Genomic DNA, 24,882 nt, shown 5'->3' on the forward strand with positions numbered 1-24,882 from the left:
TGAATTACGCTGTTTCGTATTTATAAACCCTAACATAATAACGACAGAAACAGCGTTTTACTTAGCCCTGTTAACCGCTTTTTTTACGATTTAAGTGTCGGATGCCCGCTTAAGGTGAGCTGAGCGCCGTTTTTATCATTTTTCAGTACCGATCTTGCCCCCAACGGCAAGGTGACGGTGCGTTGTTCATGACCAAAATCGAGGCCGTCGATCAACGGAACCGATAACCTGGCGCGTAGAAAATCACAAACTGAGTCAAGACTGTAACCCGCGTCGTAATCATTAGGTGCGCTGCCGCTAAAACTGCCGAGGATAATGGCGTTTTGTCGGGCCAGTATTCCTGCGTGATACAGTTGCAGCAGCATGCGTTCAATGCGAAAAGGATGCTCGTTAATGTCTTCCAGCACCAAAACGCCGTTTTCGATAGCGGGCATCCACGGCGTGCCCATCAGAGAAATGAGCATCGCCAGATTTCCGCCCCATAGCGTACCTTCGGTCGCACATGCCGGACCGTTACCTTGCCACTCGAGGGTAAATTGGGCATTGCGAACAGCCTGCCAGAAATGGTGCTCGGTAAATGCGTTCATCTCCTCGGCGCCAAAGTTAGCCGCCAGCATCGGGCCGCTGAAGCTAATCACATTCCCCTGCGCCAGCAGACCACACTGGATCGCGGTAAAATCGCTGTGTCCGCACAGCAGCAGCGGGTTGTGTTGCTGACGGTTCGCCAGCGCCTGCCAGTCAATATCTGCCAGTAAACGGCTCGCGCCATAGCCGCCGCGTACTGCCATCACAATGGTATCGGGCGTGTTCAGATTTACGAGCGCGTTCACATCAGCAAGCCGTTCTGCTTCTGTACCCGCAAAACGCTGGCAGCGGCGCGCAATGACCGCTGAATTGTCGACCTGATGACCGGCCTCAGTAAGACGCGCCAGCCCGCGTAAGGCAGCCTGCTGGTTGATACAGTAGCCCGACGGGGCAATTAAGTGAAACCGGGACATGGCATTTCCTTGCTACAACTAAAACCAAATGTATATCATGCCGCGTAGGTATGTCGTTGTCACCTCAGCGACAGGTTCCGGCTATAAGGATAGATGACGTGAAATTGAGATGGTTTGCTTTTTTGGTTGTATTACTTGCGGGCTGTAGTTCAAAACAGGATTACAAAAATCCGCCGTGGAATGCTGAAGTTCCGGTTAAACGCGCAATGCAATGGATGCCGATCAGCGAAAAAGCCGGTGCGGCCTGGGGTGTCAGTCCACAATTGATTACCGCGATCATCGCCATTGAATCAGGTGGAAACCCGAATGCGGTCAGTAAGTCTAATGCGATTGGCCTGATGCAGTTAAAAGCCTCGACGTCAGGGCGTGATGTTTATCGTCGCATGGGGTGGAGTGGCGAGCCGTCAACCAGCGAGCTGAAAAATCCTGAGCGCAATATCTCGATGGGGGCCGCATACCTGAGCATTCTTGAGACCGGGCCGCTGGCCGGGATCGAAGATCCGCAGGTGATGCAATATGCGCTGGTGGTATCGTACGCCAACGGTGCGGGCGCGCTGCTGCGAACGTTCTCCTCCGACAGGAAAAAAGCCATTAATAAGATAAACGATCTCAGCCCGGATGAATTTATTGAACATGTTGCGGATAATCATCCGGCGCCGCAGGCTCCGCGCTATATCTGGAAGCTTCAACAAGCGCTGGATGTGATGTAATTCAGGTGATGCTAATCGCGCACCTTATTCGACTTTTCCCGGGCCTCGCGCTCAAGGGAAAAAATAATTCGCTGTAGGTTACGCTCCACCGCCGGGCCGACGTTGAGAAAACGAAAGCTCAGGCGGGGAGTGGTAATTGTTTCGTTTTTCCCGTCGATAACTTTGCGTTCGCTAATGGAAATTAGCTGGGCGTCAACCTGATACACTCCCCATTGCTCCATGTTCAGTTCAACCTGTGAAAAGCGCATGCCTTCTACCAGTCCCTCTGGTTTAGCCGTTTCTAACAGCCCGCCCATGCCGCCAAGAGACAAATCGAATAAGCGAAAACACAGCATGCTGTTATCCGGCATCTTTACCGTGCAGCGATAGGGGGGATGCAGCGGAGCACCGATACGAAAATATTCCCGACGCTGGACGAACCACAGAGATGGCGGCAATGATGAGATAAATGCGGGTAGCCGCTGGTATTCGCCTTTTTTCAGCTGTGGCAGGGTGAACTCCACTTTGGCTCCCTGCGTTTCGGCGATAATCGTAATTTGATTGGCCCGCTGCACGGCCTGGTTTTCATATTCCTGACTACCAAAATCCATGATCAGTTCGTCCGGGCTGACCGCCAGTATTTTGCTGATGAACTGGCCACCTGACCAGGAGATACGCAGCGGAACCTGCTGCGAATTTAAGTCCCGGAGTACGCCTAACACCGCTAACGGATTTTGCTTCAGGAACTGCTCATTGTAGTTACTCACACCTAATGACTCCTGGATGCCTGGTTTATCGTTGGATTATCGGCATCAATCAACGGAACTTAATACAAATGGATGAAATTTTTTACCAAACCCAATGAATTAAGTCTGAGGGAAAAAGCACGTAGCGATGGCTTGCCTATACTTAACGTGCTGGCGCAAGAATGTCTTGCGCGTGCGTTCACTGGAAAGAGGGCCTGGAAATGGGAATTATTACCTGGATTATTTTTGGTCTGATTGCGGGGGTTATCGCCAAACTGATTATGCCGGGGCGCGATGGCGGTGGATTTATCCTGACCTGCATTCTCGGTATTATCGGTGCTGTGGTCGGTGGATGGCTGGCTACGATGTTCGGTATCGGCGGCGATATCAGCGGGTTTAATCTCCACAGCTTCCTGGTGGCCGTGGTCGGCGCGATTGTTGTGCTGGGTGTCTTTCGGCTTGTACGACGAGATTAATCGAACGGCCCCTGACGGGGCCGTTTTTCTGCATTGTTAAGTCAGAACTGATACTCAATGCCCGCCCAGTAATTACGCCCCTCTTCAATAAATCCTTCACTGTAAACGTACTGCGTATCGAACAGGTTATTGACCGAAGCGTTAACGCTAAACCCGTGACCAATAGCGTAATCAGCGCGCAAATGGGTAATGGCGAAACCAGCGGCTTTCTGCGAGCCGTCGGTATTGCTATAGCTCGACGAACGGGCCTCTTCGGACAGCGTAATGCTGAGTGGCTCCCACGGTTTCAGCGTCATCCAGGCTGTCAGGGTTTGCGTCGGCAGATCGGTAATCTTACCGATATCGCTGCGTTTGGCGTCCGCATGAATAAGGCCGTAGCTCAGCCCGACGTCCAGCATATCAAAAACTTTACCTTTAACGCCTGCATCCAGGCCGGTGTAATCCACCCGACCACTGTTCTGATTCTGGATGGTGTCGGCATCAATATTGTGCGAAAGAATCGCGTCGCTGATGCGGTTGTAATACACGCTGGCTTCGAATCCCCAGTTCTGGCTAAGTGAACCATTCCATGTCAGGTCCACGCTGCGGGCGCGCTCCGGTTTAAGCTGTGGATTGACCAGGGCCACCTGGTTATAGGCCGGTTTCGAGGTCGTGTAGCGTTCTTTTAACGTTGGGAAACGCGTTCTGTCAGAGTAAGACAGCGCTAATGTATCTGAATTTTCAAAGTGGTATTTTGTCATCACCTGCCAGTTAAAGGCCGACTGGTTGTTGTCATCGTAGTGCGTGACGCTGCCGTTTTTCTCGTGCTTCATACCTTCCAGACTGTCTCGCCAGTCATAGCTCATTCCCGCCACCACATCGATATTATCCGCCGCAGCCCACTGGTATTCACTGGCTACGGACCAGGTGCGGTCTTCGTAGCGGTCGTAAGCCGCATTCGGTGCGCCTTTCTCGCGGTGAACATCGTCCTTCCAGTTCACGGCGAAAGAGAGCAGATCGTTTTCTCGCATATCCGCAGCGAGCTGCAGGCCAGCCCCATCGCTATAGTCCGAATAATGGCTGTAGCTGCCTTTCTTATTTTTCAGATCGGCCAGCGAGTTGTACATCATTAACGTATTTTCAAAGGTGTCGCGATACAGACGGCTTTTCAGAGTAAAACGGTCGCCCAGATGCGTGGTTCCCTGATAGTAATAGCTCTCTTTATCGTATTGTGGCCATTGCCAGTAGCGTGATTTCTGGCTGCTGGTTCCGGCGTACGGTGGATTATCTTTTTCACCGTCCTGATTTATATAGGTCAGCACATATTCATCATCTCCACGAGGGGTAAAGCCCAGCTTCACGATGCCACGCTTGTCATCAGCGGAAGAGTTGATCATCTTGCCGTGACTGCCTGCAACCGGGTTGTCCACGCCATGTGGTAACCCAAGGAAATCCTGCTTCAGCTGACTGCCGCTGAGCTGGATATAGCCGAGATCGTTACTGGCACCAAATGAAGCGTGCATATCGTGGGCGTTGTCTTTGCTGCGACTCCAGCCCTGGCGATAGCCGATGCTGCCTTCAAGCGGTTTGGTCGGTTTTTTTGTAGTGATATTGATGGCGCCGCCCATCTGGTTTGGCCCCTGCAACAGAGACGAGTAGCCTTTGGAGACTTCAACCGAAGCGATATCGGATGTCAGAAAACGGCCTAAATCGAGGTTGCCGTCATAGGGGATGTACACCGGCACGCCGTCAAAAAAGACGGGAACCTGACGGCTGTCAAACCCGCGCACTTTTACCTGTTGCTCGTTGCGGTTGCCTGACTTTTGCAGCACGACGCCAGGGACGACGCTCAGCGCCTGCGCCACGTTCAGTTTATCCAGCTGTTGTATCGTTTCCTGGCCGAGAACCGTGGTGGTGGCCGCGGAGACTGGACTAGACCAGACGGTCATGGTTTCGCTTTCCTGCCCAGCAAAAGCACTGTGCGCGAAAGCAAACGACAGGGCTGTGTAAAGACAACTTTTGTTGAAATTCATTATTTTTAGTCCATTTTTTGATGTTATAGGCCACGTGCGTCCGGGCTCAGGCTCACTTTGATATCCGCAGGTGGAGCGTAGTAAGGCGCGGAAGTGATAAAGAGTCTGATACCGCAGTCGAGATAACCCGCCAGCGAGGCGAGGGTAATGCCGCCGGTCAGTGCCAGCGTGCAATGGGGGGCCAGAGCAGGGGCCTGACGGGCAATTTCTGCCGCCTGCTCGGGGGTAAATTTGTCGAGTTGTAAGACATCAGGGGCGGCGCGTAGGGCGGCCAATGCCTCATCTGGCGTATCCGCTTCGACCACGATCTTTTTTTCTGGCGCATGGCTGCGTAAGCGCGCAATCGCGCCTGTCCAGTCGTTTGGGTTGGTAAGAAAACGGCGGTGATTAGCAAACAGCAGTACCGTTTCGGCGCATCCTCCCCGATGGATAATGCCCCCGGCGGCAAGTATTGCCTGAGTCGCCAGTAAACGCGTACCGGGAATGGCTTTGCGGGTGCAGGCAATCTGCCCATCGGGATAGCGTTGATGCAGCATGCTCAGCATCTCGACGAGATAGCCCGACACGCCGCAGCTCCACTCCAGTACATTTTGTACCGCTTTCCAGCCCTGGTGCAGCGCCGCCGCCGGTCCGTGTGCGCGAATCAGTCGCTGTCCGGCGTTCGCCCGTTCGCCATCAGACAAAATATCGGTGACGGTTAATCCCAATGACGTCAGCATTTGTCTGGCAACAGCGGTACCGCTAACGCATCCGCCCTGGCGATGGTTAAACTCGATGACGCCTGGTTGGGCGCCGATACCCAGCGCGCGGGTGGTCAGATCGCCGCCCTGAATATCTTCCAGCAGCAGCGCGTCAGTTTGCGCCTGCGAAAAGTAGATCATCGCAGCGCCTCCAGCGGGATGCTGTCCCACCAGATAAGCGCCCAGTCACGGCTGGCGGGGGCAATAGCGCGTGGATCCTGCTGTTGGTACCAGTTTTCCAGACGTTCGACCTCGTCGGCGCTCAGTTCACCCATACTCCAGCGCACGTTTTCCAGAAAACGCGTCCAGGTGCTGTTGTCCTGCTGACAGTTGGGACCGCGGATAAAATCAACGTGCGCGTGGATCCCCATCTGATACAGAACATTAAGCGCATAGATATAGTTGGGCAGTTCAATCACTTCGCGGCCCAGTGCGCGCTGAATGGTGGGAGAAACGAAAGATGAACTGACGAGGTGGGTGGTATAAACCCGCAGCCGGGCCTGATTATTCAGCTTGCTCATTGCCTGACGCATATCGGCAACCAGCGTGGAGCGCGAGGCGACGGCGATATCGCACTGGGGTAAATCATCCCAGTGCTCTTCCCAGGCTCGTTGCACCCATTGTACGTGACGGGCGTTCATTTGTGCGGCGCGGCGGGCAGCTACGCTCAGCATTCCCTGGCTGTAATCTACGCCGTAAATTATTGGCATTTTTTTAGCCAGCGCCAGCGAGACTGTACCGGGGCCGCAACCCATATCAAACAGCGACTCTGCACCTTGCAGGTCGATTTTCCCCAGCAGTTGCAGCAGATAGCTGTCGGTTAATGAAGCGCAATTCTCCGCCATTTTTTCCGCACGTTTGTCCCAGTGCTCCGGCTTTTTCTCGGTTCTGTTCGCCAGCTGTAATTGCTTACGGTAAAGATCGGCAAAATCAATGTCGTCAATGAGCATAAATATTCCTTAATTGAGTGAACCATAAAGATGGTGGGTAATTTGTGACGGTGTAACGCGATACAGCGCGGCCAGGCGGTCGGCGGCGAGCTGATGTTCAGGCAGACCCTGCGACACCTCGCCGTTTGGTTCAACCCGTACCACGCTGTCGGCGATTGCCCGGGCGTGCAACGGGTGATGGGTCGACATCAGCAGGGCCATACCGGAATTTTTCAGCGTCACCAGCGTGTCGAGCAGACGGATTTGATGCCCAAAATCAAGGCTGGATGCGGGTTCATCCAGCAATAAAAGACGCGGACGTTGCGCCAGCGCGCGAGCGATCAACACCAGTTGCCGTTCGCCGCCGCTCAGGGTGTTCCAGCGTCGAAGTGCCAGGTGAGAAATCTCCAGCATCGCCAGTTGCTGATGCGCAATTTCACGCTCTTTAGCGCCGGGAACCGCAAATGCCGCCAGTTGCGGGGCCAGTCCCATCATCACCATGTCCAGCGCGGTGAAGGCAAACGCGCCGTCGTGCGCCTGAGGAACCCAGGCGATGGCTGCGGCGCGTTCCCGATCGCTGAGATGATTCACTGCGACGCCATCAAGCAGAATGTCACCGCGAAGCGGCGGAAGAACGCCGAGAATGGTGCGCATCAGGGTGGTTTTACCGCTGCCGTTAGCACCAATCAGACAACAGACAGAACCGGGCGAAACCTGAAAGGAGACATCGCGTAACACGGGTTGTTTACTGTGGTATCCCAGCGACGCGTGGCGCACGAGTAATAGCGTCATGGGCGGTTTCCTCGCAGCAAAAGCAGCAAAAAGAACGGTGCGCCAATAAATGCAGTCAGGATCCCCAGCGGGATTTCCGTGCGGCTCAGCGTGCGGGCGAGGGTGTCGGTGAGCAGGAGTAGAATGGCGCCGATCCCCATGGACACCGGCAGTAACTGCTGGTGGTTATTCCCGCTGAGGAGTCTGCCGATGTGCGGCACCACCAGTCCAATCCAGCCGATAATGCCGGCAATGGCGACGGTACAGGCGGTGACTAACGTTGCGCAGACGATCAGTCCCAGCCGCAGTCGGGAGACGTTGATCCCAAGCGATCGGGCTTCATCATCCGACAGAGTGAGCAGGTTCATGCGCCAGCGCAGCAGCAATAACGGGACCAGTCCAGCAAGGATCAGCGGTGCTGAGAACCACAGATCGTGCAGAGTAATTGTCGATAAACCGCCGAGCAGCCAGAAGGTGATCGACGGGAGTTGGGTATACGGGTCGGCCAACGTTTTGATGAGTGAAATTCCCGCTCCGCAGACCGTACCCAGCGCAATCCCGACCAGCACCAGTGTTAACACCGGATCGTGACGCTTGACTCGCCGGGTAATCAGCCAGACACCGGCGACCACTAACAAACCGCCAGTAAACGCATACAGCTGAATAAACAGGATTGGTAGCCCCAGCAGGATTGCCGTACAGGCGCCCAAACCGGCACCGGCCGCCACGCCGAGGATATCCGGAGAAACCAGTGGGTTACGGAACATGCCCTGATAGGTGGTTCCTGCACCAGCCAGCGCTGCGCCGAGTAACAATGCAGCCAGAATGCGCGGCAGTCGGATTTGCCAGAAGACGATTTTGTCCTGCATCGGGACGCTATCCCTGCCTGCAATAAGATCCACGACCTGTTGTGCATCGAGGCGATAAGCACCCGACACCGCGGCGATGCTCGCGAAAAGCACCGCCGTCGTAATCATCAGAAAACCGAGGGTAGATGTTTTCATCAGACGCTCACCAGTTGTTGATACTGTGCGTCGCTTAACGTGGTGTGCCAGAACAGTTCACTGTAGCGCTGCATATCGGTTTTAAAGCCCGCTTCAACCTGTGGATCAAGCCAGGCATGCAGACGGCGTAACCCCAGCAAACGATTGATGCCGGGAGGCGCGTCCAGCCAGCCAAACGGCAGGCCGCTGAGAAACAGAATGCGCCGGGCGGCAACCGCTTTGACTCCTTGCCAGACGGGATCTTCCCGCAGGTACTGTGCCGTAATGGCATCCTGTACCAGAATAATATCGGGCTGCCAGTTCAACAGGTTTTCCATTGAAACCTGCGCCAGCCCGTGCCGCCCAGGAATTTGCGCCACATTGTGTAATCCCAGTAGTTCTGCAGCTTCGGTATGCAATGAACCTTGTAATCCTGTTTCAAGTCCTTGGGCGCCGCGTGCGGCATAAAAACGCAGCTTTGCTGCGGGAGAGTGTGAAAACGCGAGGGCTTCATCAATAAAACGCTGGGCCAGTTTGGCCTGAGTCCTGGCCCGTGTTGCGACTCCCAGCGCTTCACCTGCCGCGAGTAGCTGTTGTGGGCTGAGCCGCAGTTCGCCATTAATCAGCAGCCAGGGAATTTGCGTTTGCGCATTCACTTGTCTGGCCTGAGAAAGCCAGGTTTCATCGGCATTGCCGCAGTCAATCACCAGATCGGGTTTAAGCGCCAGTAGCGCTTCAAGCGAGAGTGTGCTGGCGCGTCCCGCCAGCTTGCCCAGTTTCGGTAAAGCCCGAATGTCTTCGTGAAACGGGATGGCGGTCTGACGAGAAAAATCAAAGGATGAAAAACCAACCAGTTTTTCCGGCGCGACGGCCAGCAGCAGCAGGTCGGCGGGTGCGCCTGCGCTGACCACGCGTTGGGTCGCCTCTGGCGCTGGGTGGCCTCCAACGGCAACGGTTAGCGGCATTTGAGCCAAGGCGGGAAGATGGCGTAGCAGCAGTGCAGATGCCACAAGCTGGGCAAACATCCGTCTTGTCAGTGGCATAATTGTTATCCTGAAGGTGATAAAATCGCTATATATTTACATATACAGCGAATAAAAACATGTTCAGAATCAATTTCTCACGGATGAAAACCCGGAATACCCCATATGGGCTAGATGGCGTAGAGACAACAGGAATGGCGAAATATAAGCCAGAAAAAATCCGCGACGCAGCGCGGATTCGGGGAGTAAAACGCTTCAGGTAACGGCGTTAAGACGTCGGCTGAGCCTGTTTTTTAGGCTCGACTGGCGTGGTACTTGCCGGGGCCGGGCGCGATGCGGGCACGCTGTCACAGGGCTTTTCTTTGGCGCAGATCAGGTCGAGCATTTTTAGCGTTACGCCGTTGGTCCAGCCAAAACCATCCTGCAACGGATATTCGCCGCCGCCTCCGCCAGTGCCTGTGCTACTCACGTCATACTTTTCAACCAGCTTTTTCTCACGATCGTAGGTGTGCTGCACGTTGGTGAGGAATCGCCAGGTCACGTCCATGGCGACGTTATCCTGACCGTAATTCTGTAATCCCGATGCGGCGACCCACTGGAGCGGGGCCCAGCCGTTGGGAGCATCCCACTGCTGGCCGCTTTTCACCGACGTGGTGGCCAGGCCGCCGGGTTGCAGCAAATGCGCCTGGGTTGCCGCGGCCACTTTACTGGCGCGATCTTTTGCTGCTGCATTGACATACAACGGGAACAAGGCGGCGGCCGTGAGTTGGTTACGTACTTTGTGGCTCTTCAGATCGTAATCGGCATACCAGCCTTCTTTGTCGTTCCACAGGTGCTTTTCGATCCCTTTTTGTCGGGCATTAGCGAAGCCTTCATATTGTGCAGCTTTGGCATTATCCCCGGCGGCCTTGCTGGCGAGGGCGATCATCTTTTCCATTTTGTACATCAACGCATTGAGATCGACCGGAACGATGCTGGTGGTGCGCAGGGTGCCTAGTTGATTGGGGTTATCCATCCAGCGGGAACTAAAGTCCCAACCCGACGCGGCGGCAGAACGCAGGTCGCGGTAGATTTCTGTGGCCGGTCGGTTCGGATTGCTTTTCGCTGTGGCGATATCCTCCATCCAGGACTCTGGCCGCGGCGTATCACGGTCATCCCAGTAGCGATTCAAAATGGTGCCGTCATCCAGTTTAACCACGCGCTTATTCTGCTGACCGGGCTGGAGCGTTTCGACGCCTTCCATCCAGTAGGTGTATTCTTTGAGCATCTGCGGGAGGTATTTTTTCAGCGCGTCATCCCCGTCATGCTGCGCCAGCAGTTCCACCATAAAGGCAAAGAATGGCGGTTGAGAACGGCTCAGATAGTAGGTGCGGTTGCCGTTAGGAATGTGTCCCCAGGAATCAATCTCGTAAGCAAAGTTTGCCACCATGTCGGAGACCTTATCCCAGTGATTGCTCTCGGCAAGCCCCAGCATGGTGAAATAGCTGTCCCAATAATATATTTCGCGAAAACGCCCGCCAGGCACGACATACGGTTCCGGGAGCGGCAGCAGAGAGTCCCATTTTTCAGCGTCGGTTGTCGAACGGGTGAGTACCGGCCACAGTCCGTCAATATGCTCGCGCAGCGATTGCCCGGCTGGGGGGACGTATTTCTCGCCAGCTTTCGGCAAGGTGAAATTCACTTCCACAAAATGACGTAAGTCGAATCCGGACTGATTTTTCTGCATCCGGTAATCGGCAAGGATCATTAATGGATCGCTGTTAGGTACGGCGTCAGCAAAGGTTTTCTGATCAGGAAACAGTTTGGCCGTTTGTACATCGTTAAACAGTGGGCCAAGCAAAATATCAGGCGGCTGAGGCGTAGCGGTTGGTGCGTCCTCGGCGTTAACGGCAAAAGAGGAAAGGGCAAAAAAGGTGCTTGCGAGCGTCAGTTTTATTGCAACAGAGAGCAGGCCTGGATGGCGAGTTGCAGGCGTTATCATCGGTTAATCTCCTTAGGGTGTGCCGAAGCAGCGGCATTTACCATGAGAAAACCTTAGTTCAGGATCGACCGTTGCGCGTGATCGACGCCCCATTTTGCGAATAAACAGACATTTCCCGACGCGAATCGAAAAGATGCACACCCTTTGTCGGCAAAGGGCGTGCAACCGACATCAGTCCGCGCGGGTTATCCGCTGGGCCACGCTGTCAAGGGTCAGGGTATCACCCATCGTGATACTCTCGATGGCCTCGCCTTGCTGACATAACCAACATAACCCCATTGCACGGGCGATAATCGCCGGGTGGGACGCTTCGCTCCCGTCCCGCAGGCAGATGCCTTTGATGGTCTTCGGATCGAGTTGCAGCACCGTAGATGGATAGATGACCTCCGCGACCAAAATAGTGGGGCGGATGAATGCGGGAATTTGTGCAGTCTCTCCCGTCAAATACTGCAGTGAACGAGACAACAAATCTTCAATATCGATGTATCGCGCCTGCAGGTAAGGATCGTCGAGCTGTAAATACTGCTGGCTGAGATCGCTCAGCACCTGATGCCAGGCCCAGGCCGCGCTGCACTGCGTTTCACGCATTAAATCGCAGGCCATATCGAACAGATCCGGATCGTCCAACAGCGTGTGGTGACCGGAGAAAATAGCGGCGATATCTGCGGAATATCTCTCTTCTGCAAGCGCGGTTAGCTCGCTTAAGTCGTTCAGCGTGCTTTGGATAGCGACCCGTAACCGTTGCTGCTCAATCTGGAGTGAGGCTACAGGCTGCTGGCTTACCTGTGGTGAGAACGGTGTGTAACAGAATGCCGTCCCCGTGACCTGTGAGGGAACCTTCGTCACTACGGTATCAGCATGCGCGGGCTCGAGCGATTCACCAAAATTCTCAGCCGCCAGCTGTTTGAATGCGGCCAGCGCATCCTCTGCCTGTTCGCCCTTGGCAATCAGGCGCAGCGTGTCGTTACAGCGTACCTGCAGCAGGGCAATCTGATTCAGGCTATCAGGGACGACGCACTTGCCATTTTTCTCGAGCCACATATCGGCGTTAAAGCCAGACAGCGTGGAAACCAGCCGGGAAGCCGGACGCACATGAATGCCGTTTGGGTTTTTCACCACAATGGCCACTGAATGAGCATCTGCATCGGGCGCGAATTCGGCGGATGTCGGCTTTGCTGCAGATGGCGAAGGTAAACCCAGTTGCTCACATTTGGCGTCGAGGGCGTTCATGGCATCACAGATGACCCGCTCAATGTCAGCACCTGCAGCAGCGCTAACCGTTGCGGCGAGCGTGCCTTCGACCAGCGGCGCGGCGCACAAACGTACTTTGGCGGCAATGGCCGGATCGAGCAGTTCCAGCGCGGTTTCCGCACTCAATAGCGCGCTACCGATATCCATCATCACCAGCACGTGATCCTTATCGGCCACGGACTCAATGGCTTCCATCACCTTGATAGGATCGGTACCAATCGGATTCTCAGGATCGTCAATGCCTGCGGCAATAGCGATTTTGCAACCATCACCCATTAACATCTGCCGGGCTAGCGCGCCGACGCCTTCGCCCAACTGGGCGCTGTGAGAAACAATAACCAGGTTTACCATCGCTTTATCCTTACTCTCTGGACGCCTGAGCCAGCATTTGCATCATAAACATTACGGACGTTGCGCCGGGATCCTGATGCCCAATGCTGCGCTCACCGAGATAGCTGGCGCGGCCTTTGCGGGCCTGCATGGTGATGGTGCTTTGCGCTGCTGCTTCCGCTTGTTGGCTTGCCGCTTCCAGCGCCGCCTGTACGCTCAGCTTTTGCTCGCAGGATTGGCGTAAAGATTCCACTACCGGCAGCCAGACATCGCACATGGTTTTGTCGCCAGGTTCAGCTTTACCGCGGCTAATCACACCTTCTGCGCCATCACGAATCATTTGATACAACTCCTCAAGCGTCAGGCTTTGATGAGCCTGGGTCACCTGGGCGGCGCGGATAAAAAAGGTACCAAACAGTGGACCGCTGGCCCCCCCGACGCTTGAGAGCAGTACCATGCCGGTGTTTTTCAAAATAAAACCAATGTCTTTATCGGCGATGGACGGCAGCTTTTCGACGACTTTGCTAAAGCCACGGTGCATGTTCAGACCGTGGTCGGCATCACCAATTTCCCGATCAAGACCGGTGAGAAAATCACTTTCGGTGGTGAAGATCTCACCGCAGCGATAGAGCCAGTTAACAATTTGTGTTCTGTTGAGGGACATCATGTATCTCCTTATTTACCCCAGTTGAGAGCAGGGGTGTGAACCGGTGCATCCCATAAGCTCAGCGTGTCGTCATCCACCTGTAACAGGGTGATTGAGAAGCCGGTCATATCCAGAGAGGTACAGTAAGAACCGATCAGGTTGCGCTCAATGACGATGCCGGCGTCCTGGCAACGGCTTTCGAGGCGGTTATAAACGCCGAAGAGTTCTGACAGCGGCGTCGCACCGAGATTATTGACCAGCGCAATGACGCGATCGCCGCTTTGCAACGCGCGCTTGCTTTCTTTGCCTTCCTGCCACGCGCCCTGAACGTTGTCCCAGTGGCGGAGCGTACGGCTGTAGTTGCCGTTTTCCAGCAGGGTATCGAACATTTCATCAACGGTCTGATCGAGGGAAGTGAAGGTGCGGCGGTCAATGCCCGGTTCCCCGTGGATACCCACGCCAAACTCCATTTCGTTATCCTGCAACGTGAACGACGGTTGTCCGGCGGCCGGAACGGTACAGGCGCCAATGGCTATCCCAATGGAGTGGCCCTGGTTATTCAGTTTACGACCCAGCGCCGCACAAACTTCCAGTGAGTCACCGCGTTCGGCGGCAGCGCCGACCAGTTTTTCGATCAATACGGTATTCGCCACACCACGACGACCGGCGGTATACAGACTGTCTTTCACCGCCACGTCGTCATCCACTACCATGGTGGTGACTTTGACGCCGCTTTCATGCAACAGCTCGGTGGCGGTTTCGAAATTAAGAATATCGCCGGTGTAATTTTTGATGATCAGCAGTACGCCTTCGCCGCCATCAATTTGCATGGCGCATTCGAACATTTTATCCGGCGTGGGTGAGGTAAAAATTTCACCCGGGCAGGCACCAGAGAGCATGCCCTGACCAATATAGCCGCAGTGCATAGGCTCGTGTCCGCTGCCACCGCCGGAAAGCAGCGCCACTTTGCCCATTACCGGCGCATCTGCGCGGGTGACATATACCGGATCCTGATGCAGTGCCAGGGAAGGATACGCTTTCGCCAGCCCGGCGAGTTGTTCAGTCAGTACGTCTTCAACACGGTTAATCAATTTTTTCATTATTTATGCTCCGCAGACAGTCCTGGATGGCTGCCAGATTCGGGCAGGCATCTGATGTAGGGTATCGGGTTATACAACGCCACGGCGACTGCTCGCTGCCGATAAGGTAATTTTGCACACGGGTTGGCAAAAGAAAATTGCTGTAATGGGCGTTTCAATACGAAACGTAGCAACATAATAATGTTCCGTATTGGAACGTCATGGTGCATAAAACAGCGAAAATGAGAGGTTGGGCCGTATTTGGCCGGGAAGCTGATTCACGGGTGTTTATGGAAAACAAACCACCTGCAGAGCAGGTGGTTTGTAGGCAAGGTCGATTTCGGCGTTAGCCCGGATAAATTCCGCGATCTTTACGTGCCAGCAGAATGCGTTCGCAGGCAACAATGTAGGCTGCCGTACGCAGTGAGCAGGATTTCTCTGCCGCTTTTTCCCACACGTGTACCATCGCATCGGTCATGATTTTGTCCATGCGATTGTTAATCTCTTCTTCGCTCCAGAAGAAGCTAGCCATGTCCTGAACCCATTCGAAGTAGCTGACGGTTACGCCGCCGGCGTTACAAACAACGTCTGGGACAACCACGATACCGCGGCTTGCCAGAACGTCGTCGGCGTCCGGATAGGTTGGGCCGTTAGCGCCTTCGAGTACCAGTTTACAGGTCAGCGTTTCCGCGCGGTGACGGGTGATCTGGCCTTCGAGCGCGGCCGGGATCAGAATATCCATCTCCAGGCTCCAGAAGGCTTCGCTGGCAATGGTTTCAGCGCCCGGGAAACCGGCAATCTGTTTGTGCTCCAGTTGCCAGGCAGACAACGCGGCCATGTCGATACCCGTTGAGTTAAACAGCGTTGCGGTGTGATCCTGAATCGCGACCACGCGTGCTCCTGCTGCCGCGAACAGGCGGGCGGCTTCGCTGCCGACGTTACCAAAACCTTGCACCGCTACGCGAGCGCCTTCAACGTCGATGTTGGCACGACGCGCCACTTCCAGACCGCTGACGAAAACACCACGACCGGTGGCTTTATCACGGCCTAACGAGCCGCCGAGGTGAATAGGTTTACCGGTGACCACGCTGGTCACGGTGGTGCCGTGGTTCATGGAGTAGGTATCCATCATCCAGGCCATTACCTTTCCGTTAGTCCCCACATCCGGCGCAGGAATGTCTTTCTGCGGCCCGATGATAATGCCGATTTCGCTGGTATAACGGCGGGTTAAACGCTCCAGTTCACCTTCGGAAAGCGAGAACGGATCGACGCGCACGCCACCTTTCGCACCGCCGTACGGCAGGTTCAACGCCGCGCATTTGATGGTCATCCATGCGGACAGGGCCATCACTTCATTAAGATCAACATCAGGATGATAACGCACACCGCCTTTGCCCGGCCCGCGGGAGAGGTTATGTTGCACGCGATACCCTTCAAAATGACGGATAGTACCGTCATCCATCTGCACCGGGATATCGACAATCAGCGCGCGTTTTGGGTGGCGCAGGGTATCCACCCAATGGGAAAGTTCGCCCAGGTAAGGGGCCACACGCTCGATTTGTTGCAGGTAGGTATTCCAGGCAGATGTGCTGCTATCTGAAGCGTAAGATAACTTATCCATGATAAACCTTAGTTATAAAAGTAATATGTTCTTAATTTGGCCGTGGTATACAGTGAATCACACCATATAAACCTAAATTTAACATTTATTTCATAGAATGGCCTGTCCGGCTAACACGGTTTATCGGCATGAAGCGTGTGGGCTTTAGCTGAGAAGTGAATAGTTATTCTTTGATTGTGCTGATATTTCGGTATTTTTGCTGGCTGGATAATTTAATATGCATGATTTATAAAAATCGCAATTTGTCAGATTTATGACGCACCTCTAAAAGTAAATAATATGATAATAAAATGTATTTGCTTTATTGCGATTAAGCTGGGGTCAGTAGGTCACGGCGATGGTAACGGTATCAGTATAGTTGTCAGGCGTGTAGTTCGCGCTGGGAACGGTGGCGTAAACCGGGTAGGTGGTGGTGGTTCCCGTACCGTTGCCCGCGACAGTATTGAGCGATGAATTGCCCCAAACCGTACCGGACGGCCCCGGCGTCGAGCTAAGCTGGTAGGGGACCTTGTCCGTATTTGACCCCGTGCCGGCCATCACGCCGCTGCCTGCCGTATTGCCGTTAGAGGGCTGAAGTCCGATGGTGTAAGGCGTGTTATTGGAACATGCTACGCCCACGGTATTTGAAGCCGTTAGGTTACGCCCGGTTGCCCTGGCGGGCGCAAAGCTAATATTGGTTGCAGAGGTGATATTGCACTGTTTGCTGACCGTCGCCGATACGGTGAAGGGAAGCCTGGCGGCAACGGTATCGCCACAGGTGGTCGGCGGGAAAAGCAATCCAGGATTGAGGGTGACAAGGGCTGTCGCCGCCGTATAGCTATCCTGATAGCTTCCGGGGACCGCTGAGGTTTGTGGCGTGACAATCTGTGCTGATACCGTGAGTGAGCCCGTCACTGGCGTCAGATTCAGCAGGTTAAGCTGTACCATTGGAAAAGTTGTTCCCGACTGATACTGACTCCCCCAGACTTTGGTGTGTCCGGCATCCTGGTAAAGCTGGTATGCCAGCGTTCTGGCAGGTGTTCCGTTTAATGACATATTTCGGGGTGTCACCTGGCCACTGACGGCTGAGGCGCCAATATTAAAACAGAGGTTGATCCCTGCCAGCGCGTCGCCAAGCTCTTTGGTGCAGGTGTAGTTGAACGTCATTGATGACGTTGCGCCTGTCGCAGACAGCGGATTGACTGAGCCCAAATTTATGGGTTGTACATTGCTCACCGAACAGGTTACGGCATGGCTAATCGCCGGACAAAAGAGTACGGCTGCGATGAGTAACAGATGCCTTAACCTCATGAGCGCACTCCTGTTAGTGTGGCCGGCAAACCAGTGGACCTATTTGCACAATCCCCTTTGCGGAAGCGGGATAGTCAAATTGCACGCGACAACTGCCGGTGTCTGTCTCAACGCGTAGCGCGTTGTGCTGTTCCAGCGTGTCGAACCAGGTCATCCCATCAAAACCAACGACAGACGATTGTCCTGCTCCGCTGATGGCGTATGCCATGCTGCCTTCGGGAATGGGTTTACCCTGATTGTCGACGAGGATGACCTGCGCAGCGCGCACCGGGGTAATGCCAAAGCTAACCAATGTACCGGAACGATCGGCAGGCGTTGCATTCGTCTCAACGCGTGCGATCCGCATATTGGCGGGGAGATCCATAGGGTCAATACTGATCAGGTTTTTTTGATAACTGTTCAGCGGCGTGACCAGCAATAGCCCCTGGTCGTCGCTGCGACCAATCAGGTTATTTTGTAATTTAATCGGGACGTCAGGAACGCCGTCAGTTGATACGACGGCAAAGCCATTGTTGATTTCACGTGCTGCAAACAGGCCGCCGCCCATGGTAACAAGCGATCCGGTGGCGCCTGCGTAGCCGTAATGGTTATCCGGTAAACGGCTAAATCCCGCGTACGCTTTACCATAACGACCCAGATATCCCACTTCTCCCTGACCGCTTTGCCGGGAAGCCTGCTGACTTGCGGCCAGATTCCAGCCCCAACCGCCGTCGGCAGGAGGCGTCAGGCTGGCGTTGAGCTGGTAGCCGGTCTCATCATTGGTGCGTTGTAGGGTGCTGCTGGCACTGAGATTGTTATCAGTGGTCATTGTCACCATCAGATAGAGACTGCGATCGCGGTTATCGTCGATGTTTTGGTTGAATCCGGCATTCAGTGAAATGTTGTCGGTAATCGATTTGAACCAGCTGGCGTTGGCGTAGCGCACCGCATTTTCGTGCGGATAACGAAACTGCAGGTAACTCAGGCTGACATTACCGGCAGCCTCCAGCGAATAGCCAATGACCGTATTGCTGTTAAGCGTCGGTGGCGGCTCGCCATAATGGGTGGCGACATCACGATAATCGCCGGAAGTGGCCGTCGTACTGGTACTGAAATTAAACCGTTCGCCGGACCAACGATAACCAAAACTGTACAGAAAACCGTTCTTTCCTGCGTCGGTACTTGCGGCAATTGAGGTCGAAAACGTGCCGCTGCGGGTGCCTGGGATCCAGTCGTTACTGAAGCCCGCGTTAATCAGTCCATCGCTGGTTTCAGCGTGAGTCCCGGCAGTGAACGTATTGCTAAACCCACGACGCCATGTACCGCTCAGTACCGGTGCGCTGGCATAATCAAAAGAGGAGTAACCATAGTTTTCGCGTACCGTACCCAATTCTGCAGACCAGGCAGTTAATCCTTCCCGCAGGAGTTGCTGATCGTTGTAGAACGAGAAATTTTGTACGCTCGTTCTGCCCAGCGCATCCGTCATCATTACCTGACCCGTTCCCGCGCCGCTGATGTTCGGCATTGTGTTGATCTGAAAGCTACCCGCGGGGACTTCTCCGTTGTAGTACCTGACGCCGTCGACGTACAGCTCAACGTTTGACGGCAACGTCGCGGAGCCAAGATATGCAGGGAGCGGGGTGGTTGGCATATAGGGCCGCAAACCAAAATCGGTTCCTATCTGAATGCCGCCGATACGCGTCGGTCGGGACCAGATAAGTGAACTGGTCAGGGTATCGCCAACGGTTACCGCCAGCATCGTTTCGGGAAATGACGTACGCCAGCTGGTATCGAGTCGCTCAACGCTGTTATCCGCATTTTCCTCGGTGGAATACTGCGTCAACTGGGTGGTGCTGAGCACGCCTGCAGCATTGAAAGCGCGGAATTCGCTGAAGGTATTTATTGCGCTTTCATCCCCCTGTTGGGTATAGATATCGTAATTGAGCAGCGCTCCGCGTGATGTTGTCGCCGTCGGCGCGGTCTCCACGGGGGAGTTAAGCTGCGTGGTCGCAAGATCGAGTGAACTGAGTGGCGCAGTAAGCGAAAGCGTTTGCAACTGAACGTTATAGTCAATGGTTAGCTCGGGGATATCGTTCAGGCAGACGGCGTGAGTGGCGTCAGGCGCAAAGCGAAAGCCCATTTTTCGCAGGGTATCTGCCCCTGCATAGAGCTTTCCATTATCGTAACCCAAATGCACCAGCCCAACGGGATTCCCATTTAAGGTGACGTCGAGATACAAATTGACCCCCACGAGCTGAGCTGCGCCATTAATAACACCATCTTCGCTCTGGTTATTATTCAGCGTTTGTGCGCAAACCATTCCCGATATTAATACTCCATTGAGAAAGCAATATTTCACCAGAAGCCAGGATCTGTTACAGATCTTGTACTGTTTTTTGGCCATTGATTGTGACTTCAACTTTCCCGCCATCATGAGTATTACTGGCCGACGGGGAGACTATCCAGCGCATTGTTGAGCCGGGTAAAACGTAGCCTAACAGACCGGGCGTAATAACTTTTTTAGCACCGTCAGGGCTTATAAATGTTGCAGCAGATAATTGTGCATGCCCATTTCCCTGGTTACTCACTTCAATAAATTTTTTGCCATCAAGCTGTTGTAATTTCCATTGCAATTTAGCCTGCGTTTGCGCCGCTGATGTTGGTTGAATGAAAACGGGGACGGAATAATGCAGCACAAACTGAAGCTTATTTTTTTCTACTTTTGCAGGCGGTAACTCATTTATCGATAACCGATAAGCGTCTTCAGCATGTGCCGAAGGTGGGCCGGTCCGAATAACGCGAATCAACTGACGTTCTCCAGGGGCTAATGCCAGCATCGGCGGGCTAATGACCAGCCCCTGAGAGGGGGAAAGTTTGTCGCCGTAAGCGCTCTGGCTCCAGCGAAAAACCCGAACCTGGGCATTGAGCACATTTTCACCCGCATTACTAAGCCAGATACCATCGGCATTTTGCGTCGCGAGCAAAGTTAATGTGACCGGGGCGATTTGCAGCCCGCTGGCGGCGGCAGGGTTGAGGCTCGCAACCATCCCTAACAGGCATGCGCAGGCACACTGCTGAACAGACAGTTTTACTCTCATGTGGCTTCCTGAAGTTAGTAGTTAACGTTAACCGTTACCGTGTCGGCATAGTCGTCAGGAGTGAAGTTGGCGCTCGGTGCGGTGGCATAAACAGTAAACGTTTGCACCAGCCCGGTCCCCGTCGCCGCTACGCCGTTTCCAGGCGCGGTGTCGGTGGCGGTGTTCCCCCACACCGGACCTGTTGCTGATGTTCGATTTAGCTGGTAGGGCACTTTATCGGTATTGGTGGCAGCGTTAGCCACGGAGGACATGGCGCCTGAGCCTGTCGTCGTCCCCCCATTGGCGGCCGACGGCGCCAGACCGATAAAATAGGGCGTGGTTTTTGAGCAATTAATCGAAATCGTGTTGCTTGCATTGGTATTTGTTGCCGTGGTATTCACCGGCCCAAGCGTGATATTTGAAGCCGAACCGGCAGTCACGGTACAGGCCTTTTGAATCGTCATCAGTACCTGAAATGTTCCGTTAACGGTTGCTGCATTTGCCACGGGAATAATGGAAAAGGCGCAGCAACAAAGAATTAAGCGTTTGTCTAAGACTAGAGCCATATCCTTTACCTTTTTCAAATAACCACATTTATTACTTTAGAAAAACAATAATGTGGTACAAGAAGACATGGTTTAACCCTAGAATAAGTATTAGGCGTGCGCCAGTTGATCTAATAAATTTTACTTAGGAAAAAGGTGATGTCGTTTGCAAAAAAATAATACCCACGGGTGAGTATATTGTTTTGTTTTTATGCTACTGCGGGTATTAAGTCAGGCGGGTAGGGAACACAGATTCATTGGATGGCATTCAAAATAACCACCCAAAAAATGAGAATTAGTAAGATTTATCTTACTCAGCTCATTACTGCGATACATGTTGGTTACGGGCTGTGAAAAATGACTTTATAACCTTGTTCGTTCCAGTGTTGTAGAAGTTCATTTTGTCTGCGGGTTGGCGTAATACCAGTCCAGACAAAAAGCGTTTGCCCGGGGAAGAGTTCAGGTCTTGGCGATTCAATGGGTTCAGCAAGCACGGCAATATGCCAGCCCGATTGCGATAAACGCCAGGCTTCGAGCCATAAACGGGTTCGGTCTTCAACATCCCAGGCCATCAGGATGGCATCTTTCCCTGATTTGCGCCGCGTTTCAGACAGCAGGGTGGCTACATATTCAATCAATGCGCCATCAAGCATACTGTTCATGATACGGGATGTATTATGGTCAAGTATCAACCGCTGACGCACAGGAAGATAAACGCGATCAATCAACGCATCTACGGGGTAGGCGCGACCGAGTGCGATAATTTTGGCTCGCAGCTTCGGGGGATACGCCATACGAAGAATGCCCATCATCTCTTCTTGCAACTGATTCCAGTCGTCGTCAGTTTCACGGGTACTGGTTTCCAGCAATGCTTTAACTTTGCCAACGGGTGTGCCACTGCTAATCCAACGTTTTATTTCTTCAATACGTTGAATATCCTCTTCATCAAAGAGTCGGTGGCCACCTTCGCTGCGTTGAGGTTTGAGTAAACCGTAACGTCGTTGCCATGCCCGAAGGGTGACAGGATTTATCCCGCAACGTTCTGCGACATCCCCAATGCTGTAATAAGCCATAATTCCCCCAGACACTCATGATTCTCCGTCACCGATATGCGGTTCCTGCTACTTTGTACAACATGCATCAAATTGTACAAAACATACATAGGATTCTAGCAAAATTAAGATTTACTTTACTATCACGTAGGGAGTAAATGCTGAATTTTTATGTTCAGCATAAAAGAGGTGGCGGGATTATTGTGTAATAACAATACGTTAATTATTATAACGCTGAGAAATCATTTTTTCTCTGGCCACGCGACAGACGGAGTACCATTCAGGCAGGCTCTTGCAAACAGGTTACCCTGGAAGATCTCAATACCCGCGGATTCAAGCCACATCCACTCTTCAGGTTTTTCGACGCCGACCGCAGAAATCATAATCTCCAGTGAAGCGCAGCATTTGATTATGGCCTGAATGATGGCCTGCCGTGGTCCACTTTTATGCACATCAGTGATGAGTTCGCGGCTTATCTTAATTCGGTCCGGTTGAAAGCGAGACAAAAGCTGAAGCCCGGCAAAACCTGCCCCGAAATGATCTATCGCCACACATATTCCCGCTGCCTTGAGTGACTTCACGGCCTGCGCGAACGTATCAAAACGCGAAATAACTTCACTTTCGGTAAACTCAACAATGATTTGTTCAGGCACCAGTCCATGCGCCGCGATTTCGTTTATAAGAAAGCTGACTGCATCGGGTCTGTTTACCAGGGTCATGGGTAACAGATTAACCGACAGCATTTTGTGATTAAGTCCCAGTGCGCTTGCCATTGCAAATGCAGTCTTTTTGCTCTGCAGATCAGCGGCATACACATCTTCAGGTTTGAATTTGTCAAAATACGTTGCGGGCGTTTCACCGTCTTTACCGCGAATAAGGGCTTCCAGCGCAATGACGCGCTGTGACATAGGATCGATAATTGGTTGAAAAGCAAAGCTGAAATCTGTATCTGACGGGAGTGTGCTTTCATCCAGGATGGTACAGGTATTGTCGGTTATAAAACTCCAGTAATCAGGCGCAGGTATTTCAAAATAGCTCGATTTTTCCGTGGCGAGGACAAATGTGCGGAAAAACTGTAATGCTCTGTCATCATACGTGAGCTGAAATTTGGACGTACCCTTATTGAGTACAGCTTGCAGGACGTCATTCCGTTCATGTTTTTGTAAATCAAATAACTCCATCCCTAAATTTCCGAATCTTCTCGCAGGTGCGTAATCACACATCAGTTCAACGATATTGTGGTGCCGGGGGTCGTTACAAATACAACGATAGATCTCTTTTACCTGCTCCTCTGGGCCTTCAAGCAGTTGGAAAAAGTGATGGCCGTTAAAGAGTAAGATCCCCGTAACATCTGATCGCCTGTTTTTGATATTTGCGGCTGTCACCATATCCTCAAGCGCTTTGAGAGGGGCGTCTTCACGTAGATGGCTACGGTAAATAATGGTCGTGAGCATGGACAGTCCGGGATCAAGGAAGGAGAAGAGGTCTGGTCAGTATCAGACAAACCAGGTTACGCCCTGATTTTAATACATAATTCTAACTTTGTCTTTACAAATAAGCGGGCTAATACAGATCAATTTCATTGATAACACAAAGTAATTTGTACAAAGAAATTGGATTTCATATAGATCCGAACTATCGTAACTACATGATTTAATTAATTTAGCATTTTTTGCTAAAAATTAGCGTGCTATGTTGTACACATTTTCGGTACAGCTTTGCTACTGTTATAAAACTTAATATTCACCAGCATTTTGTTACAGGAGCACTCCATGCAGCAGCATACCGTTCGCACTGATTCTGCAAGCGCGATTTCTCGTTACTTTGCTAAAGCGCATCTGCCAACCCAACAGGAAACGTTGGGCGAAATCGTGACTGAGATACTAAAAGATGGGCGCAATCTCAGTCGCAAATCACTGTGTACCAAACTTCTGCACCGTCTTGAAAATGCATCAGGTGAGAATGAACAGAAACATTACAATGCGTTAATCGGCCTGCTTTTCGAATAAAATAAAGCCCTACTATGATTATGGGTAAGTAGTGAAGGAGTTATGAAGAAACCTGACAGTGAACGCTTGAAACATGAATTTACAGGTTTGGCTGTGCTAGAAATTTTGCGAATGCATAAAGACGTTTCGTTAGCTGCACTGATTAAGCAATTGCGGCTTATGCATGCCAGTGAAATGGATGGTACACGTAAACAATTAATTGACAGCGTTATCAATGATTTCACAAATGTTAATCCGGGGAAGATAAGCAGAAAACCGGAAAAAACGAGAGATGAGAGTGCTTTCAGTGCCAGCAAAAACCCTAAATTACATTAAAGATAATTCTCCAGACTATACAAGCGAGGTTACCATGCTTCATGAAATTAATGTCCACAGTGTAATGACGGATAAAGCTTTATCAAGTTACTTCCATAATGCAGGTGAACTATTAGCAGATGAGTCAGTGGTATTGGGGCAGGCGGTTACAAATGTAATTCTGGCAGGTGATAATGTTAATAATAAAAACATCATTTTAAGCCTGATTAGTTCGCTGGAGTCAACAACTGACGTTGTCAAGGCAGACATTATCAGAAAAACCCTGGAAATAGTGTTACGTTATACGGCTGATGACGTCTAATGAGGTAGCTCATTAATATAAATACACAGCACAATTATTGTATGATGTAAGTTCTGTCGCTTCGCTGTTTGGATTAAGA

The 24,882-nt window shown here is 52.5% G+C and carries 24 protein-coding genes; 5 read left to right on the forward strand and 19 right to left on the reverse strand.

Going from position 1 to position 24,882, the window contains the following annotated elements:
* Positions 1-83: 83 nt before the first annotated feature.
* Positions 84-998, reverse strand: coding sequence for a muramoyltetrapeptide carboxypeptidase (ldcA, locus tag HV352_RS10000; protein WP_181635391.1), 915 nt, complete (start codon positions 996-998; stop codon positions 84-86).
* Positions 999-1,096: 98 nt separating this feature from the next.
* Here ldcA and emtA point away from each other — a divergent pair, with 98 nt between their 5' ends.
* Positions 1,097-1,708, forward strand: coding sequence for a membrane-bound lytic murein transglycosylase EmtA (emtA, locus tag HV352_RS10005; protein WP_016153365.1), 612 nt, complete (start codon positions 1,097-1,099; stop codon positions 1,706-1,708).
* 11 nt (positions 1,709-1,719) lie between these two features.
* Here the strand turns inward: emtA and ycgR are convergent, their stop codons facing one another.
* Positions 1,720-2,454, reverse strand: a complete 735-nt coding sequence (gene ycgR, locus HV352_RS10010) for a flagellar brake protein YcgR (RefSeq protein ID WP_049043144.1) — start codon at positions 2,452-2,454, stop codon at positions 1,720-1,722.
* A 200-nt stretch (positions 2,455-2,654) separates the two neighbouring features.
* Here ycgR and HV352_RS10015 point away from each other — a divergent pair, with 200 nt between their 5' ends.
* A complete protein-coding gene (locus HV352_RS10015; protein ID WP_016153363.1) occupies positions 2,655-2,909 on the forward strand; it encodes a GlsB/YeaQ/YmgE family stress response membrane protein in 255 nt (84 codons plus the stop codon).
* A 41-nt stretch (positions 2,910-2,950) separates the two neighbouring features.
* On the opposite strand, the gene HV352_RS10020 is transcribed toward HV352_RS10015, so the two are convergent.
* From HV352_RS10020 to HV352_RS10100, 17 genes are all read right to left on the reverse strand, one after another.
* A complete protein-coding gene (locus tag HV352_RS10020; protein ID WP_181635392.1) occupies positions 2,951-4,921 on the reverse strand; it encodes a TonB-dependent receptor in 1,971 nt (656 codons plus the stop codon).
* 23 nt (positions 4,922-4,944) lie between these two features.
* Positions 4,945-5,802 carry a ModD protein gene (gene modD / locus HV352_RS10025; protein ID WP_016156777.1) on the reverse strand — a complete coding sequence of 286 codons (858 nt, stop codon included), beginning with the start codon at positions 5,800-5,802 and terminating at the stop codon, positions 4,945-4,947.
* Positions 5,799-6,611, reverse strand: a complete 813-nt coding sequence (locus tag HV352_RS10030) for a class I SAM-dependent methyltransferase (RefSeq protein ID WP_103283751.1) — start codon at positions 6,609-6,611, stop codon at positions 5,799-5,801. The genes modD and HV352_RS10030 overlap by 4 nt, the downstream gene beginning before the upstream one ends.
* Before the next feature lie 9 nt (positions 6,612-6,620).
* On the reverse strand, positions 6,621-7,382 hold the full coding sequence (locus tag HV352_RS10035; protein ID WP_019076955.1) for an ABC transporter ATP-binding protein: 762 nt from the start codon (positions 7,380-7,382) through the stop codon (positions 6,621-6,623).
* Positions 7,379-8,338, reverse strand: a complete 960-nt coding sequence (locus HV352_RS10040) for an iron ABC transporter permease (protein ID WP_181022911.1) — start codon at positions 8,336-8,338, stop codon at positions 7,379-7,381. The genes HV352_RS10035 and HV352_RS10040 overlap by 4 nt, the downstream gene beginning before the upstream one ends.
* A 26-nt stretch (positions 8,339-8,364) precedes the next feature.
* A complete protein-coding gene (locus HV352_RS10045) occupies positions 8,365-9,387 on the reverse strand; it encodes an ABC transporter substrate-binding protein (protein ID WP_181635393.1) in 1,023 nt (340 codons plus the stop codon).
* A 208-nt stretch (positions 9,388-9,595) separates the two neighbouring features.
* Positions 9,596-11,308: an alpha,alpha-trehalase gene (locus HV352_RS10050; RefSeq protein ID WP_075848684.1), complete on the reverse strand. Its 1,713-nt coding sequence runs from the start codon at positions 11,306-11,308 to the stop codon at positions 9,596-9,598.
* Between the two features lie 171 nt (positions 11,309-11,479).
* Complete coding sequence (dhaM, locus tag HV352_RS10055; RefSeq protein WP_181635394.1) at positions 11,480-12,910, reverse strand: dihydroxyacetone kinase phosphoryl donor subunit DhaM; 1,431 nt, start codon at positions 12,908-12,910, stop codon at positions 11,480-11,482.
* 10 nt (positions 12,911-12,920) lie between these two features.
* Complete coding sequence (gene dhaL, locus HV352_RS10060; RefSeq protein ID WP_016153354.1) at positions 12,921-13,553, reverse strand: dihydroxyacetone kinase subunit DhaL; 633 nt, start codon at positions 13,551-13,553, stop codon at positions 12,921-12,923.
* A gap of 11 nt (positions 13,554-13,564) precedes the next feature.
* Positions 13,565-14,635: a dihydroxyacetone kinase subunit DhaK gene (dhaK, locus tag HV352_RS10065; protein ID WP_016153353.1), complete on the reverse strand. Its 1,071-nt coding sequence runs from the start codon at positions 14,633-14,635 to the stop codon at positions 13,565-13,567.
* A 325-nt stretch (positions 14,636-14,960) separates the two neighbouring features.
* Positions 14,961-16,235 (reverse strand): Glu/Leu/Phe/Val dehydrogenase, encoded by a 1,275-nt coding sequence (locus HV352_RS10070; protein ID WP_016153352.1) that lies wholly within the window; start codon positions 16,233-16,235, stop codon positions 14,961-14,963.
* Between the two features lie 321 nt (positions 16,236-16,556).
* Positions 16,557-17,525 carry a spore coat protein U domain-containing protein gene (locus HV352_RS10075; protein ID WP_104651337.1) on the reverse strand — a complete coding sequence of 323 codons (969 nt, stop codon included), beginning with the start codon at positions 17,523-17,525 and terminating at the stop codon, positions 16,557-16,559.
* A 13-nt stretch (positions 17,526-17,538) separates the two neighbouring features.
* Positions 17,539-19,824, reverse strand: a complete 2,286-nt coding sequence (locus tag HV352_RS10080) for a fimbria/pilus outer membrane usher protein (RefSeq protein ID WP_172860483.1) — start codon at positions 19,822-19,824, stop codon at positions 17,539-17,541.
* 55 nt (positions 19,825-19,879) lie between these two features.
* Positions 19,880-20,602 carry a molecular chaperone gene (locus tag HV352_RS10085; protein WP_046275004.1) on the reverse strand — a complete coding sequence of 241 codons (723 nt, stop codon included), beginning with the start codon at positions 20,600-20,602 and terminating at the stop codon, positions 19,880-19,882.
* 14 nt (positions 20,603-20,616) lie between these two features.
* A complete protein-coding gene (locus HV352_RS10090; RefSeq protein WP_016153348.1) occupies positions 20,617-21,147 on the reverse strand; it encodes a spore coat protein U domain-containing protein in 531 nt (176 codons plus the stop codon).
* 320 nt (positions 21,148-21,467) lie between these two features.
* Positions 21,468-22,199, reverse strand: coding sequence for a MerR family transcriptional regulator (locus HV352_RS10095; RefSeq protein WP_032931597.1), 732 nt, complete (start codon positions 22,197-22,199; stop codon positions 21,468-21,470).
* Between the two features lie 221 nt (positions 22,200-22,420).
* On the reverse strand, positions 22,421-23,632 hold the full coding sequence (locus HV352_RS10100) for a diguanylate phosphodiesterase (RefSeq protein ID WP_181635395.1): 1,212 nt from the start codon (positions 23,630-23,632) through the stop codon (positions 22,421-22,423).
* Between the two features lie 318 nt (positions 23,633-23,950).
* Between HV352_RS10100 and ycgZ the strand changes: the two genes are divergently transcribed.
* From ycgZ to HV352_RS10115, 3 genes are read left to right on the forward strand one after another with little or no spacing between them, the layout of a single operon-like run.
* The gene (gene ycgZ / locus HV352_RS10105; RefSeq protein WP_016153345.1) at positions 23,951-24,187 is read left to right on the forward strand and encodes a regulatory protein YcgZ; all 237 of its coding nucleotides are present in this window, start codon (positions 23,951-23,953) and stop codon (positions 24,185-24,187) included.
* Positions 24,188-24,229: 42 nt separating this feature from the next.
* Entirely contained in the window at positions 24,230-24,502 is a 273-nt protein-coding gene (locus HV352_RS10110) for a hypothetical protein (RefSeq protein ID WP_181635396.1), read from the forward strand.
* A 34-nt stretch (positions 24,503-24,536) separates the two neighbouring features.
* Positions 24,537-24,803 (forward strand): biofilm development regulator YmgB/AriR family protein, encoded by a 267-nt coding sequence (locus HV352_RS10115; RefSeq protein WP_016153343.1) that lies wholly within the window; start codon positions 24,537-24,539, stop codon positions 24,801-24,803.
* Positions 24,804-24,882 lie beyond the last annotated feature (79 nt).

This window comes from Citrobacter sp. RHBSTW-01044, assembly GCF_013781945.1.
GTDB classification, from domain to species: Bacteria; Pseudomonadota; Gammaproteobacteria; order Enterobacterales; family Enterobacteriaceae; genus Citrobacter; species Citrobacter braakii.